This is a genomic window from Pseudomonas putida (assembly GCF_002906855.1).
In the GTDB taxonomy this organism is placed as follows: domain Bacteria; phylum Pseudomonadota; class Gammaproteobacteria; order Pseudomonadales; family Pseudomonadaceae; genus Aquipseudomonas; species Aquipseudomonas putida_N.
On record NZ_MINI01000048.1, the window covers coordinates 527,304 to 544,478 of the forward strand.

Here is a 17,175-nt window from a genome sequence, read left to right on the forward strand (position 1 = left end):
GTGGCAATCTACTGGACTGCTATATCTCCCTAATCTCCGGTTACACGGCCATGGGTCGCGCAGGCGGCCCTGTGTACCGAATTCCAGCAGGGAGCACTCATGGACAACATCGTCGTCGCCGACAAGCAATCCGCCGTAGCCACCCAGAATGCCTGGGGCAATATCACCCTCAACAGCCCAGCTGTGGTGCAGATGCCCATCGCTCCCGACCAGGTGGCCACCGTCACCCGGCGCGGCCAGGACCTGATCGTCACGCTCAAATCCGGAGAAAAGGTCACTGTCGGCAATTTCTTTGCCGTAGACCAGGCAGGTGTTGGCAGCGACATGGTGTTCGTTAGCGAAGACGGCACTTTGTGGCACGCCAACTATGACACAACGGCGTTCACTGGCTTCACCTTCGACGAAGTAGCCTCGCTTGACGAACTGGTGGCCGGTATCGGTGTCGCTGGTGACGGCACCTCGACCTTCGCCATCGCCGGCCTCAGCCTGCTTGGTGTCGGCGGCGTGGCCGCAGCGGCCAACAATAGCAGTGGTGGCGGAGGGGGCGGTAGCGCCCCCAGCGACACCACACCGCCCGCCACGCCCATCGACCTGCTGGTTTCGCCTGACGGCCTGCGCCTGAGCGGGCGCGGTGAAGCGGGCGCGACGGTGAAGGTGTTCGACGCCGCCGGCAACCTGATCGGCAGTGGCACGGTGAATGCCGACGGCAGTTTCAATGTCGCCTTGAACACCCCTCAGGCCAGCGGTGAAAACCTCGGCGTCACCCTGACCGATCCTGCGGGTAACGCATCGCAGCCTGGTGCGGTAACCGCACCGGACACCACCGCGCCAGCAGCACCGACGGAGCTGGCAATCAACGCACAAGGCAACACCCTCACCGGCAGCGCTGAACCCGGCTCGACCGTGCAGGTACTCGGTGCCGATGGCGCTGTTCTAGGAAGTGCGGTGGCCGGTGCCGACGGCCAGTTCAGCGTCACCTTGCAGCCGCCACAGACTGACGGCCAACCCTTGCAAGTCACGGTCACCGACCCAGCCGGCAACGTCTCCAGCGCCACCACCATCAGCGCACCGGACGATGGCATCGGCAATCCGCCCGACACCACGCCCCCAGACGCCCCGGCCGGCCTGGTGATCAGTCAGGCCGGTCAGCAGCTCAGCGGCCGCGGTGAAGCTGGTGCCAGCGTGCAGGTGCGAGATGCCCAGGGCAACCTGATCGCCAGCGGCACCGTCGGCGCCGACGGTAGCTTCCTGATCACCCTGAGCCCGGCAGTGAACGATGGCAGCAGTGTCCAGGTGACCCTTACCGACGCAGCCGGCAACGTGTCGCAACCGGGCTCGGTGACCTCGCCCGACCTGCAAGCACCGGCACAGCCCACCGACCTGGCCTTGGTCGATGGCGTGACCTTCAGCGGTAAAGGTGAAGCCAACAGCATCGTGCAAGTGCGCGATGCCGGCGGCAACCTGATCGGTACTGGCACGGTGGGTGCTGATGGCAATTTCAGCATCACCCTCTCCCCGGCCCAGGCCAATGGCGAAGCGCTGGACGTGCGCCTGCTGGATGCCGCTGGCAATACCTCTGCGCCGTTGCAGTTCGACGCCCCTGACATCACCGCACCCAACCCGGTCAGCGGCATTGCCGTGGGCCCAGGCGGCCTGCAACTGGCAGGCAGCGGTGAAGCCGGTGCCACCGTCGAGGTGCGCGATGCCAGTGGTAACCTGCTTGGGCAAAGCATTGTCAGTGCCAATGGCACCTTCATCATCGACCTCGCCCCGGCTGCCCAGCCGGGCGAGCAGCTGAGCATCGTGCAGACCGACGCCGCCGGCAATGCCTCCAGCGCCGTCGATTACGCAGTGCCCAGCACCACCGTACCGACCAGCCCGACTGACCTGACCGTGGCCGCCGATGGCAGCAGCGTCAGCGGCAGCGCCCAGCCTGGTACCCGCATAGACGTGCGCGGTGCGGACGGCACGCTGCTGGGCAACGTGGTGGTCGGTGGCGACGGCACGTTTACCGTCGCCCTCTCCCCGGCACAAGCCAATGGCGAACTGCTGAACGTTACCGCCGTCGATGCCGACGGCACCTCGTCGCTGCCTGCGCAGGTCAGCGCCCCGGACATCACCGCGCCAAGCGCACCTGCCGACCTGGCCGTGAGCGCCGATGGCAGCACCGTCACCGGCCGTGCCGAAGTCGGCAGCACCGTGCGTGTGCTGGCTGCCGATGGCACCACCGTGCTCGGCACCGCCGTGGTCGATGCAACGGGTGTCTTCTCCATTACCCTCACGCCAGCACAGGTCGACGGAGAAGTACTGCAAGTCACCGCCACCGACGCCGCCGGCAACCTCTCCACCGCAGGCAACGTCACCGCCCCCGACATCGATGGCGGCGACACCACGCCACCCGATGCGCCCACCAACCTGGTGATCGGCCTGGCCGGGCAGCAGCTCAGTGGCCGCGGCGAAGTCGGCGCCAGCGTGCAGGTACGTGATGCCCAGGGCAACCTGATCGCCAGTGGCACCGTCGCCGGCGATGGCAACTTCCTGGTTACCCTGAACCCGCCCGTGAACGATGGCAGCAGCGTACAGGTGACCCTCACCGACGCGGCCGGCAACGTGTCGCAACCAGGCTCGGTGACCTCGACCGATCTGCAACCACCGGCACAACCCACCGACCTGGCCTTGGTCGATGGCGTGACCTTGAGTGGTAAAGGTGAAGCCAACAGCATCGTGCAAGTGCGCGATGGCGGCGGCAACCTGATCGGCAGCGGCACGGTAGGTGCCGATGGCAACTTCAGCATCACTCTCTCCCCGGCCCAGGCCAACGGCGAAACGCTGGACGTGCGCCTGACCGACGCGGCGGGCAACACCTCCGTACCACTCGATTACACGGTGCCGGATATCACCCCACCTGCCGAAGTCAGCAACATTGTGGTCGGCAGTGGTGGCCTGGCCCTGAGCGGGCGCGGTGAAGCCGGCGCCACCGTCGAGGTGCGCGATAGCAACAACAACCTGCTAGGTACCGGCACGGTCGCCGCCAACGGCAGTTTCCTGATCGACCTCGACCCCGCCGCTCAGCCTGGCGAGCGCCTGAGCCTGGTGCAGACCGATGCTGCCGGGAATGCTTCTCCGGCGCTGCAATACGACGTGCCGCTGGCTCAGGTACCGGACAGCCCGAGCGCCCTGGTCATCGCGGCCGATGGCAGCAGCCTCAGCGGCAACGCCCTGGCCGGCACCCGGGTGGATGTGCGCGATGCCGACGGCACCGTGGTGGGCAGCGTGGTGGTTGGCGCCGATGGCACCTTCACCGTCGTGCTCAACCCGGCACAGGCCAATGGCGAACTGCTGGATGTGACAGCCGTCGACACCGCCGGCGGCGTCTCCCTGCCCACTCAGATCAGCGCCCCGGACATCACCGCCCCATCCGCACCCGGCAACCTTACCGTCAGCGCCGATGGCAGCACGGTCACCGGCCGCGCGGAGCCTGGCAGCACCGTACGGGTATTGGCCACCGACGGTACTACCGTGCTCGGCACCGCCGTGGCCGGCGCTTCAGGCACCTTCAGCGTCACCGTCTCGCCCGCGCAAGTCGACGGCGAGCAATTGCAGGTCACTGCCACCGACGCTGCAGGCAACACCTCCACGGCAGGCAACGTCACCGCGCCGGATGTCGATGGCGGTGGTGACACCACTCCTCCGCAGCCCGCCACCGACCTGATCATCAGTGCCGATGGCCGCACGGTTTCTGGCCGTGGCGAAATCAATGCCACGGTCAATGTGCTGAATGACCAGGGCCAAGTGATCGGTACCGGTACCGTGCAAGCCGATGGCACCTTCACCTTGCAATTGACGGCACCGGTGCTCGATGGCTCGTCGCTGCAGGTCACCCTCACCGACGCCGCTGGCAACGTCTCGACACCCAGCCCGCTGACCTCGCCGGACCACCTGGCGCCTGCGCAACCGATCGGGCTCAGCCTGACCGATGGCATCACCCTGGCCGGTACCGCCGAGCCGGGAACCCGAATCGATGTGCGTGATGCCGATGGCAACCTGATCGGCAGCGGCATCGTCGCCGCAGATGGCAGCTTCAGCCTGGTCCTCGCCCCAGCCCAGGCCAATGGTGAACAGCTGTCCATCACCGCCACCGACGCGGCCGGCAACGCCTCTGCGCCGCTGAGCTACACCGCACCGGATACCACCCCGCCGGCAATCATCAACAATGTGGTGGTCGGTGACGGCAGCCTGACGGTTTCCGGCCGCGGTGAACCCGGCGCGACCGTGGAAATCCGCGATGGCAATGGCAACGTCCTCGGCACCGGTGTGGTCGCGGCCAACGGCACGTTCCTGGTCAACCTCGATAACCCGGTCACTGCGGGCGAGGTGCTGGTGCTGATGCAGACCGACGCTGCCGGCAACCCGTCAGTGGCCCTGACGGTCATCGTCCCGGCCACCGAAGTGCCGGAAAGCCCTAGCGGATTGGTGGTCGCCGGCGATGGCACATCGATCAGCGGCAGCGCGCCGGCCGGCAGCCTGGTGGAGGTCCGTGATGCCAACGGCAGCTCACCAACGGTGAGACCCTGAGCGTGGTGGTCAGCGATGCAGCCGGCAACGCAACCGCGCCATCCACCGTCACCGCGCCCGACACCACCCCGCCCGCCCCGGCCGCCGACGTCACGGTCAGCCCCGACGGCGGCACCATCAGCGGCAGCGCCGAGCCTGGCACAACGGTCATCGTGCGCGATGGCAACACCGAGCTGGGCACCGGCACCGCCGGGCCGGATGGCACCTTCGTGATACCGGTCAACCCGCCCCTGGTCACCGGCGACACGGTGCAAGTGGTGGTACGCGATGGCGGTGGCAACGAAACCTCGATCAACGTCAGCGGGCCTGACGGTACCGAAGTGGCCACGCCATCCGCCCTGTCGCTGAGTGCCGACGGTTTCCTGCTGACCGGCGAAGGCACGGTCGGCTCACTGATCACCGTTACCTCCGGCGGCACCACCCTGGGCACTGGCACGGTCGGCACCGATGGCGTCTTCCATATTTTCTTCGCCAGTGCCCTGCTCAATGCCCAGACCCTGCAGGTCACCGCACGCCTGTCGGTTGGCGGCAAACCGTCGGTGCCGGCGATCATTGTCGCTGCCGACGCCACTGCACCGGATGCGCCGAACCTACTGGCCCTCGACCGCACCGGCAACACCTTGACCGGCCACGGTGAAGTGGGCGCCACGGTACGCGTGGTCGATGCCCAGGGCACCGTGCTAGGCACGGCGACCGTGGCCAGCAACGGGCTGTTCAGCGTTAGCCTGGTGCCGCCCCAGGCCAATGGCCAAAACCTCACCATCACCCAGGCCGACGCCGCCGGCAACGTTTCATTGGCGGCCACGCTGCAAGCGGCCGACCTGCAGGCGCCGAACGCCGCCACTGGCCTGAGCCTGAACAGCGCCGCCACCGTGGTCAGTGGCCAGGGCGAAGCCGGTGCGACCGTGACCGTGCGTGACGCCAACGGCGCCATTCTGGCCACCGGCACGGTAAACCTGAGCGGGCAGTTCCAGATCACCCTGCCCAGCGCGCAGACCACCGGCAGCCCGCTGCAGGTGACCCTGACCGATGCTGCGGGCAACGTGTCCGGCCCTGCCAGCCTGGCGACGCCGGACCGCACGCCACCCGCCGCAGTTGGCAACCCGGTACTCAGTGCCGACGGCAAGCAGTTGTCCGGCAGCGGCGAAGTAGGTGCCACCGTGCAGGTGCGCAATGCCGCCGGCACCGTGCTGGGGAGTGCCATCGTGGGCGCCGACGGGCGCTTCACTGTGACATTCGACACGCCGCAGATCAGCGGCCAGGCGATTGGCGTGAGCCAGGTGGACGCCGCTGGCAACGTGTCGCCCGCCATCAGCCTGGTGACTCCAGACCTGACCGCGCCAACCGCGTTGACCAACGTGGTGCTCAACAACAACGGGCTCACCCTCACAGGCCTCGGCGAAGCCGGTGCCAGCGTGACCGTGCGCGGCGCGGATGGCACCATCATCGGCACCGGCCTGGTAGCAGCCAATGGCAGTTTCATCCTCACCCTCACCAGTGCCCAGCTCAATGCCCAGCACTTGAGCGTGACCCAGACCGACGCCAGCAACAACACCTCCATCGCCGTCAGCGTCATAGCCCCTGACCACACGCCACCCGCAGCGCCGAGCGCACTGGCCCTGTCCAGTGGCGGCCTGCAGCTGAGCGGTAACGCCGAAGCAGGCAGCACCGTGACCGTGCGCGATGCTGCGGGCAATGTGCTGGGCAACGCCGTGGCCACCAGCAACGGCACCTTCCAGCTGAGCTTGAACAGCGCGCAGAACAACGGCCAGACCCTGCAGGTGACCGCCACCGATGCCGCGGGCAATGTCTCGACTGCCGCATCCTACACGGCCGCCGACACCACGCCGCCTGCCGCAGTCGCCAGCCTCGCCGTCGCTGCCAATGGTGCGACGCTGGCGGGGACCGGCGAGGTCGGCGCCACGGTCACCGTGCGCGCACCGGACGGCACGATCCTGGGCACCGCGGTCGTCGGTGCCGATGGCCACTTCAGCGTGACCTTGATCCCTGCCGCCGGTACCGGCGAAATCCTCAGCGTGACCCAGGCTGATGCCGCACTGAACACTTCCCCTGCATTGACGGTCACCGCACCCGGGATCACCGCGCCGGACATACCCGGCAACCTGGTGTTGTCGGCCAATGGCCTGGCCGTCACCGGCACGGCCACGCCGGGTACCACGGTCAACGTCTATGGTCCCTCAGGCGCGTTGCTCGGCAGCGCACCGGTGGGCAACGATGGCACCTTCACCGTCACCCTCGGCAGTGCCCAGGCCAACGGCGAAATACTGCATGTGAGTGCGGTGGGCACCGACGGTGGCGTTTCGCTGCCAACCACCCTGCAGGCACCGGATACCACCGCGCCGCAACCGCTGAGCAACCTGGTGCTGTCCGCCAATGGCCTGGTACTGACCGGCCACGGGGAAGCCGGCGCCACCGTTGCGCTCACCGGCCTCGGCGGGCTCGCGCTGGGCACCGCAGTGGTCGACGCCAACGGCAACTTCACCCTCAACCTCAGTGCCGCTCAGATCAACGGGCAACTGCTCAGCGCCGCGCAAACCGACGCCGCCGGCAACGAGTCCAACAGCATCAGCCTCACCGCGCCAGACCGGGTGGCACCGGATGCAGCGGCCAACCTGGCATTCGCCGGGGGCGGCACACTGCTCAACGGTACCGGCGAAGCCAATGCCCTGGTCAAGGTCGTCGCGCTCGACGGCAGCGTGCTGGGCACTGGCGTGGTCCTGGCCAACGGCACCTTCCAGGTCGCCCTGCTCACGCCGCAGGCCAACGGCCAGCAAGTGCAGGTGGTGCTGACCGATGCCGCCGGCAACCAGTCCACCGCCGCCGCCATCACCGCGCCGGATACCACGCCACCGAATGCGCCCAGCGAATTGGCCATTTCCAGTGATGGCGTGACCATCACCGGCCGGGGCGAAGCGGGGGCATCGGTCACGGTCCTCAACCCGCTCGGCCAAACGATCGGCACGACGCTGGTCGATGCCAGCGGTCACTTCACCATCACCCTCAGCCCGGCATTGGGCAATGCCGAACTGCTCAGCTTTACCCAGACCGACGGCGCCGGCAACGTATCGGCCGTCGCTACCCTGCAGACACCGGACTTCACCCCACCGGACCTGCTCACCAACGTCGCCATCAACGCCGACGGCAGCGTGGTCACAGGTTCCGGCGAACCGGGTGCGACCGTTACCGTGACCAACGCCGCAGGCGTACTGCTGGGCACCACCCTGGTGCTCGCCGACGGCAGCTTCCGCGTCACCCTGGCCCCCGCGCAGATCAACCAGCAGGTGCTGTCGGTACAGCAGGCCGACCCGCCCGGCAACATCAGCGAACCGGTCTCGGTCAACGCACCGGACCTGACCCCGCCAGCTGCGGCGGCCTCGCTGCACCTCAATGCCGCCGGCGACCAGCTCAGCGGTACCGGCGAAGCCGGCACCACGGTGCGCGTCTACGTCGGCACCACCGAGCTCGGTACAGCCACGGTCGCGGCCAATGGCACCTTCGTGGTCAACCTCAGCTCGGCACAGCTCAACGGCCAGCTGCTGCAGGTCACCCTGACGGACGCAAGCCAGAACATCTCACCAATCAGCGCCCTCACCGCCGTCGACATCACCCCACCGGCTACGGTGCTCGCCGCCCTCAACGCCAGTGGCACGCAGATCAGCGGCACTGGCGAGGCCGGCGCGCACGTCACGGTGATGAACAACCTGGGCAACCAGGTCGGCCAGGGCACCATTGCCGCCGATGGCAGCTTCGTGATCACCCTCACAACTGCGCAGGTCAACGGCCAAGTGTTGAGCGTCATCGCCCAGGACGCTACCGGCAACCCGTCCATACCTTTGCAACTGACCGCACCGGACCTGACTCCACCCGTGCAGCCCGGCAACCTGGTCCTCACCGGCGGCACATTGCTCACCGGTACGGGCGAGGTGGGCAGCACCATCACCGTACGCGCCCCGGACAACTCTGTACTGGGCACTGTCACGGTGCCGGCTGGCGGCATCTTCACCGTCACCTTCGCAAGTTCGCAGAGCACTGGCCAGCTGTTGACTGTGGTGTCGACCGATGCCGCTGGCAACGCCTCGCTGCCGGCCACCTATCAGACCATCGACACCGTGCCACCCACGGCGGTCACCAACCTCGCCGTCAACAACACCTACAACATCCTCACCGGACGCGGCGAAGCCGGCGCGAACGTGACGGTCAGCTTCGGCGGCGTGGTGATCGGCACGGGCCGAGTCGACAGTGGCGGCAACTTCTCAATCAACCTGTCGCCAGCACCGGGTTCGGCCGCATCCCTGGCCGTCACGCAAACCGACGCTGCCAACAACACCTCGGCGGTGGCGACCTTTATCACGCCACTGATTCCGCCACCCGAGCCACCCGTCAACGTGGCGCTGGCCGCCAACGGCCTGACCCTCACTGGTACCGCCGCCAGCGGCACGTCGATTCGCGTCTACGACGCCGCCGGCAACCTGATCGGCAGTGGCTTGGCCAACATTGGCAACGGCGGTTTCAGCATCACCTTGAGCGCCGCCCAACTCAACGGCCAGCACTTGTCCGTGACCTCGGTTTCGCTGTTGGGCGGTGAGTCGCAGCCAGTGTTCCTGACAGCAGCCGACATCACGCCACCGGCCAACCCGGTGGTCACCGGGCTGTCGGCCAACGGCCTGGTGCTCTCCGGTACCGGTGAAGCCGGCGCCACGGTGACCGTGCGCGATGCCAGCGGCAACCTGCTCGGCACCGGCCTGGTCAATGGTGGTGGGATATTCAGCATCAACCTGGCCAGCGCTCAGCTCAACGGCCAGGTACTGAGCCTGACACAGGCCGACGCCGCCCTGAACATTTCCGGCGCCACCAGCTACACCGCACCGGACGTTCAAGCCCCGCTGGCACCGACCAACCTGGCGATCAACGGTGCCGGGACGGTACTGACCGGCGTAGGCGAACCGGGCGCGACCGTTACCGTGACCAACGCGGGTGGCACATCGCTCGGCACGGCAGTGGTGCTGGCCAACGGCACCTTCAGCGTCAACCTGACCGCCACCCAGAACAACGGCCAGGCCCTGGTGGTGCGCCAGACCGATGCCGGCAACAATGTTTCGGCCAGTACCGGCATCACCGCCCCGGACACCACCCCACCTGCCGCGCCGGTGGCCAACATCAACGCCAACGGCACCACGGTCAGCGGCTCTGGCGAAATCGGCAGCACGGTGACCGTGCGCAACAGCCTGGGCACCGTGCTCGGCACCGCCACGGTAGGCAGCAACGGCCTATATGTGGTCAGCCTGAGTGCGGCGCAAATCAACTTCCAGGCATTGAGCGTCACTCTCACTGATGCCGCCGGCAACACCTCCACCGCCACCGCGCTGAACGCGCCGGACCTCACCCCTCCGGCCAACGCGGCCAACCTGGTGATCAGCGCCGACGGTACCACCCTCACCGGCACCGGCGAGGCCGGCGCCACGGTCACGGTACGCAGCGCCAGCGGCACCGTGCTGCAAACCGCGACCGTGCAACCCAATGGCACCTTCACCGTCACCCTGAGCCCGGCCCAGGACAACGGCCAGGTGCTGTCGGTAACCTTGACCGACCCACGCAGCAACGTCTCCGGCAACGTCAACATCACCGCCCCCGACGTCGATGCCAACGCCCCAGTCATTGCCAGCAACAACCTGGCCACCGCCACCGTCAACCTGGCGCCGGTCACCGCCAGCACCACCTACACCGACAGCTTCACCACCCTGTTGTCGGGCTTCAGCAAGACCTACACCTGGACGGTGGCGCCTGGCACCACGGTCGACCCGACCCTGACGCTGACTACCAACAGCGTGCTGGCGTTGCTTAACAACTCAACCTTTACCCTGCAGGTGAAGGATGCCTCCGGCGCCTGGGTTACCATCGCCACCGGCAACACCCAAGGGCTACTCGACCTGATCGTGCTGCCGCTGGGGCTGCAGGTGGACATCGGCAAGCTGCAGGCCGGTGACTATCGCCTGACCGTGGCCAGTGGCGGCATCGGCCTGGTGACCCAAGTCACCACCAGCCTGGACATCGAAGCCACCAGCCTGACCCAGTTCACCGGCACCGGCACTGCCGCCTCGGGCAACGTCATCACCGACCCCGGCACCAATGGCGTGGTCGACTCCCTCGGCCCGGACAGCGGCGCCGTGCTGAAGATACTGGTCAACGGCAGCTACGTGACCGCTGCCAGTGGCCCGGGCACCACGGTGCAGGGCCAGTACGGCACCCTGGTGATCCATGCCGACGGCAGCTACACCTACACTCCAAGCGGCAGCCCGTCGAGCGTCGGCAAGGTGGATGTGTTCAGCTACGAGCTGGTGCACCCGAACGGGCTGACCGCCACAGCCAACCTCTACGTACGCATCGACAGCCCACAGGCCACGGAGGTCTGGAACGACAGCAACCTCAGCGCACCGGCCACGGTGGTGGATGCCGTCAACGACATCGACAGCAGCCACATCACCCTGGCCAACCGGGTCGACAGCAGCAGCGCCACCCTGGGTTCGCTGACCCTGCCGCTGATCGGCTCGCGCTCGGCCACCTACACCACCACGGTGGCCACCGATACCACGGCCAACCTGCAGGTGGTGGTCAACTCGGCCAACCTGCTGAGCCTGCTCAACGGCACCACCATCCAGCTGCTCAAGCTCAACACCAGCACCGGCCAGTACGTGTTGGTGCAGTCGGTCACGGGCAGCTCGCTGGTCAGCCTGCTCGGTGGCGGCTCCGGCTACACCTTCCAGAATCAGGGCGCGGGCACCTATCACATCGTGGTCAGCGCCGGCGGCATCGGCCTGGCAAGCTCGATCACCACCAGCCTCAACACCACCACCACGTACCTCACCGAGTACGTGGTCAGCAGCGCCACGGTGGCCAGCGGCAACCTGATCACCGACCCGTCGGGCTCCGACACCTTGGGTTCGGCATTGACCGTGCTGAGCGTGCTGACGGCCGCCAACACCTTCACCATCCCCGGCCACAACGGGGTCAGCGTGGCCGGCACCTACGGCACACTGCTGGTGCATGCAGACGGCAGCTACACCTACACCCTCAACAGCGGGCTGACCTCGGCAGTGATCGGCCAGCACGATACCTTCACCTATGAGCTGACCCACCCTAACGGCACCACCGACACCGCCACGCTGACCGTCAACCTGGATAACGCCGCCGGCCTCACCACCTTCTCCGCGCTGGTGGCCAACACCAGCGACGACAGCGTGGCCGTGGCCAGCGTCGCAGCTTCAGCCTCCAGCGAGGTTATCGCCGGCACCGACGGCAACGACCACCTGATCGGCAGCCAGGGCGGGCACATCAGCCTGGAAGGCGGCGCGGGCAACGACACCCTCGAAGTGGTCGACCAGAACTTCGCCAGCGTCAATGGCGGCACCGGTACCGACACCCTGCTGTGGGGCGGCGGCGATGCCAGCATCGACCTGGGCACCCTGGCTGACCGTATCCACAATATCGAGGTGATCGACCTCAACGACACCAGTGCGGTAGCACTGACCCTCAACCTGGCGGACGTGGTGAAGATCACCGAAACCGGCAACGACACGCTGATCATCAAAGGGGATGACAAAGACTCGGTGCACATGACGGACAACTGGACCCTGGTCGGGAACCAGAGCGTCGACGGCATCGACTATAACCAGTACACGGCCCAGGAAGACCCAAGCCACCACCTCTGGGTGCAGAACAGCATCCATGTCGTCTGAGGCCGCTGCAACCCGCCGGGCACACTGCCTGGCGGCAAGGACGATCAGCAGTAAGGGAATTTCGTGAAGCGAAGCAGTCCGCTGTCACCGCTGTGGCTGGGAGCCTTCGGGCTCCTGGTATTGAACCTGAATCCGGTTGCCCAGGCAGCCGATGACATAGACCCCAGACTGCGCACCATTGGGCCGTCATTGATGCGCGACGCGCCCGACGCCATCCCCGCTCGCCCGCCTTCCGGGCAGTCCAACAACAATGGCGACCGCCTGGGGCTGGCCGAGGCGGTGCTGACCGCCGCGCAGTGGCACCCGAGCATCGCCGAAGCCGTCGGCAACCTCTACAAGCAGGGCGAAGGCATCAACGTCGCCCGTGCCGGTTACTACCCACAGATTTCCGGCGGTCTGCGCACCGGTTATGACACCGGCTATGGCGGCGACCGCAACAGCCAGGCGCTGAATCTGTCGTTGAAGCAGATGCTCTACGACTTCGGCAAGGTCGACAATGCCGTCAGTGCCGCGCAGGCCGCCGCTACCCGGGCCCAGGCCAACATCCTGCTGGTGGTCGACGACCTCGCCCGCGACACCGCCTACGCCTGGATCGAAACCCGTCGCTATGAACAGCTGATGGTCATCGCCCGCGACCAGATCCGCGGCGTCGGCGACATCGCCGGCATGGCCCGCCAGCGCAGCGACATGGGCGCCAGCACCCGCTCCGATGTGGTCCAGGCCGAGTCGCGGGTGGAAGGCGCCCGCGCCACCCTCGAGGAATACCAGTCGCAGTACGAACGCTGGCGTTCGACCCTGGCCGAACTGCTTGGCCGAGTGGCACCGCCGGCCCTGGCCGAGGCATCACCACCGGAGCTGAACCAGGCGTGCAAGCGCTCTTCAGGCGGCAGCGACCGCTTGCCAGCCGTGCTGATGGCCCTGGCCTTGCGCGCCCAGTCTCAGGCCGAATTGGCCCAGGCCAAGGCCGAAGCCTACCCCACGCTGTCGCTGCAACCCCAGGTCAATCACTACTTGGATAACGACTACAACCGCGACAACCGCAGCCTGGACCGTACCCAGGCGGGCATCTATCTGAATGTCGAGGTGCCCATCTACCAAGGTGGCGCCATCAGCGCCCGCAGCCGCGCCGCCGGCCATGCACTGAGCGCCGCCGACTCCGCCGAAGACGCCGCGCGCCTGCAGGCCCGCCGCGGCCTGGCCGAAGCCATGGCGCAGACGTCCGGGCTGGGCCGGCGCCTGAATTCGCTGGAAGCGCGCCAGGCCAGCATCCAGGAAGCCCGCGAACTGTATGGCAGGCAATACCTGGACCTGGGCACCCGGCCCTTGCTCGACCTGCTCAACGCCGAGCAAGAGATCTACCAGTCACGCTTCGAACTCGCCGGCACCCGCTCCGACCTGCTGCGCCTGGATGTCGACTGCCTGTACAACTCCGGCGCCCTGCGTACCGCCTTCGGGCTGGAAGGGCGCAACCTGCAAGGGGTGGAAATCGAGCCATGAACGATACCGTCAAGCTGACCCAGGCCGGTCAGGCGCAGAACCCGGAGCCGGCTGTGGTGCACCGCCCTGATCTCGGCCCCTGGCTGGAAGTGATGCTGCAGGTCGCCCACCACTATCGTCTGGATGTTTCGCCCCAGCGCATTCGCCTGGCGGCAGTCGAAGATGCGCGACCGCTGGATGAAATCCTCCGGCACATGGCGCGCCAGGCAGGGCTGACCTTGCGCTTCGTGCGCTACGACGCCAAGGCCCTGCGCCAGTGGCGCACGCCGCTGGTGCTGGAACTGGACGATGGCCAGTTGGCTACCGTCGAGGCGGTGACCGAGGAAAACGAGCTGGCCGTGGTATTTGCCGGCGACCAGCGCCTGACCTCACGCCTGCCTCGCGAAGCGCTCGAAGGGCGCATCAACCGCGTGGCCTTGATGCGCCCGGCACGGCCGCTGCGCGATGTGCGCACCGACGACTACACCGCGCCCTACGATCGCCACTGGTTCACCCGTATCGTGCTGCGCGACCTGCGCCCGTATGGCCAGGTGATGGTCGCATCCTTGGTGGCCAACGTGCTGGCCCTGGCCGGGGTGCTGTTTTCGATGCAGGTGTATGACCGGGTGATCCCCGCCGAGTCCCTGCCGACCCTGTACGTGCTGTTCGGCGGCGTGGTGCTGGCGCTGGTGTTCGACTTCAGCATGCGCCTGCTGCGGCTGAAGGTCACCGACCTGCTGGGCAAGCGTGCCGACCTGCGGGTGTCTGACCTGGTCTACGGCCACGCGCTGCGCCTGCGCAATTCGGCACGGCCGAAATCCACCGGGTCGTTCATTTCGCAGCTGCGCGAGCTGGAGTCGATCCGTGACCTGATCACTTCGAGTACCGCCACGGCCTTAGCCGACCTGCCGTTTTTCCTGCTGTTCCTGCTGGTGTTCTGGCTGATCGGCGGGGTGCTGGTGTTCATCCCGCTGGTGGCGCTGCTGGCCATGGTCATCCCGGGGCTGTTGGCGCAGCGACGTCTGGCGGCACTGGCCAATGCCTCGATGCGCGAGTCGTCGCTGCGCAACGCCATGCTGGTGGAGAGCATCCAGGGCCTGGACGAGATCAAGGCGCTGCAGGCCGAGGCGCGCTTCGAGCGCCAGTGGAACCAGTACAACGCCGCCTGCGCGCACACCAGCCTGCGCCTGCGCACCCTGACCAACGGCCTGGTGACCTGGACCCAGAACGTGCAGGGTGCGGTGTTTGCCGTGGTCATCGTGATCGGCGCGCCGATGGTGATTGCCGGCGACCTCACCACCGGTAGCCTGGTGGCGGCCTCGATGCTGTCGTCACGGATGATGGCACCGCTGGCTCAACTGACCCACGTACTGACCCGCTGGCAGCAGGCCAAGGTGGCCCTGCAAGGCCTGGACAAACTGATGCAGGCGCCGGTCGACCACCCCGAAGGCGAGGCCCGCGTGCACCTGCCGGCGATCCGTGGCGAATATGCGCTGCGCCAGGCCCACTTCCGCTACAGCCCGGAAGCGCAACCGGTGCTGAGCATCGGCCAGCTCGACATCCAGCCCGGCGAGCGCATCGCTGTGCTCGGGCGCAACGGTGCTGGCAAATCGACCCTGCTGCAGGCACTGGGCGGCGCCATGGACCTGAGCCAGGGCGAAGTCAGCCTCGACGGCATTGCCATGGCCCACCTCGACCCGGCCGACCTGCGCCGTGACGTCGGCCTGCTGGCCCAGTACGCACGGCTGTTCCACGGCACCCTGCGGGAAAACCTCACCCTCGGCGCCGGCCAGGCCAGCGATCAGGAACTGGTAGCCGCGCTGGCCGCCACCGGGGCTCTGGATTTCGTCCGGCACCTGCCCAAGGGCCTCGACCATCTGATTCTCGAAGGCGGCGTGGGCCTGTCCGGCGGGCAGCGCCAGGCCTTGGTGCTGGCACGTTTGCTGGTTCGCCAACCGCAGGTGCTGCTGCTCGACGAGCCCACCGCCTCGCTCGACGACGTCACCGAGCGCAAGCTGCTGGATAACCTCGATCGCTTCTGCCAGGGCCGTACTCTGGTGATCGCTACCCACCGCCTCAGCGTGCTACAGCGTGTGGATCGCATCATCGTGCTGGACGGCGGGCGCATCGTCATCGACGACAAACGCGACGCCGCCCTGGCCAAGCTGCAAGGAGCGCAGGCATGAGCAACCACGAACTCCCCGCCTCCTACCTGGACGGCCAGGACGACCAGGCCGTGCTGCGCGCCGGCCGCATCATCACAATCTGCGCAATCATGCTCGCCGCGTTCCTGGCCTGGGCCGCCTGGTTCGAGGTAACCGAGGTGTCCACCGGCACCGGCAAGGTGATCCCCAGTTCACGCGAGCAGGTGATCCAGTCGTTCGAAGGCGGCATCGTCGCCGAGATGAACGTGGCCGAAGGTGACCTGGTCGAGCGCGGCCAGGTGCTTGCCCAGCTTGACCCGACCAAGACCGCGTCCAGCGTTGGCGAAAGCGAAGCCAAGTACCGTGCGGCCAAGGCCAGCGTGGCGCGCCTGCGAGCCGAGGTCACCGGCAAGCCGCTGAGCTTCCCTGAAAGCCTGCACGATTCGCCCGACCTGATCGATGCCGAGACGGCGCTGTACGAAACCCGCCGCCGTGGCCTGGAGCAGACCCTGGCCGGCATCGAGGATTCGCTGCGGCTGGTGCGCGCGGAACTGAAGATCACCGAGAACCTGGCCAAGATGGGCGCCTCCAGCCGGGTCGAAGTGATCCGCCTGAACCGCCAGCGCTCGGAGCTGGAGCTCAAGGCCAATGAGGCCCGCTCCGAGTACCTGGTGCGCGCGCGTGAAGAGCTGGCCAAGGCCAGTGCCGAAGCCGACAGCCTGTCGGAAGTGATCCGCGGGCGCAGCGATTCGCTGACCCGCCTGACCCTGCGTTCGCCGGTACGCGGCATCGTCAAGGACATCGAGGTCAACACCTTGGGCGGCGTGGTGCAGCCTGGCGGGCAGGTGATGAAGATCGTGCCGATGGACGAGCGCCTGCTGATCGAAACGCGCATCGCCCCACGGGACATCGCCTTCATCCACCCCGACCAGGCGGCCAAGGTCAAGATCAGTGCCTATGACTACTCGGTGTATGGCGGGCTGGATGGCAAAGTGGTGGGGATATCGCCAGACACCCTGCAGGACGAAGTGAAACCGGAGATCTACTACTACCGGGTGTTCATCCGCACCGAGCAGGACAGCCTGACCAACAAGGCCGGCAAGCACTTCGCGATCGTGCCGGGGATGATTGCCACGGTGGATATCCGTACCGGCGAGAAGACCATCCTCGATTACCTGATCAAACCACTGAACCGCGCCCGCGAGGCCCTGCGCGAACGCTGACCG

The 17,175-nt window shown here is 67.1% G+C and carries 3 protein-coding genes and 1 pseudogene; all 4 read left to right on the plus strand.

Annotation, left to right across the window (positions count from 1 at the left end; translation table 11 throughout):
- The first annotated feature begins 99 nt into the window (after nt 1-99).
- Nucleotides 100-12,329 (plus strand): annotated as a pseudogene (locus tag BGP85_RS25225) (BapA/Bap/LapF family large adhesin).
- 63 nt (nt 12,330-12,392) lie between these two features.
- Nucleotides 12,393-13,826 carry a TolC family outer membrane protein gene (locus BGP85_RS25230; protein WP_103445648.1) on the plus strand — a complete coding sequence of 478 codons (1,434 nt, stop codon included), beginning with the start codon at nt 12,393-12,395 and terminating at the stop codon, nt 13,824-13,826.
- Nucleotides 13,823-15,991: a type I secretion system permease/ATPase gene (locus BGP85_RS25235; protein WP_103445649.1), complete on the plus strand. Its 2,169-nt coding sequence runs from the start codon at nt 13,823-13,825 to the stop codon at nt 15,989-15,991. The genes BGP85_RS25230 and BGP85_RS25235 overlap by 4 nt, the downstream gene beginning before the upstream one ends.
- Nucleotides 15,988-17,172, plus strand: coding sequence for an HlyD family type I secretion periplasmic adaptor subunit (locus BGP85_RS25240; protein ID WP_103445650.1), 1,185 nt, complete (start codon nt 15,988-15,990; stop codon nt 17,170-17,172). The genes BGP85_RS25235 and BGP85_RS25240 overlap by 4 nt, the downstream gene beginning before the upstream one ends.
- Nucleotides 17,173-17,175: the final 3 nt, after the last annotated feature.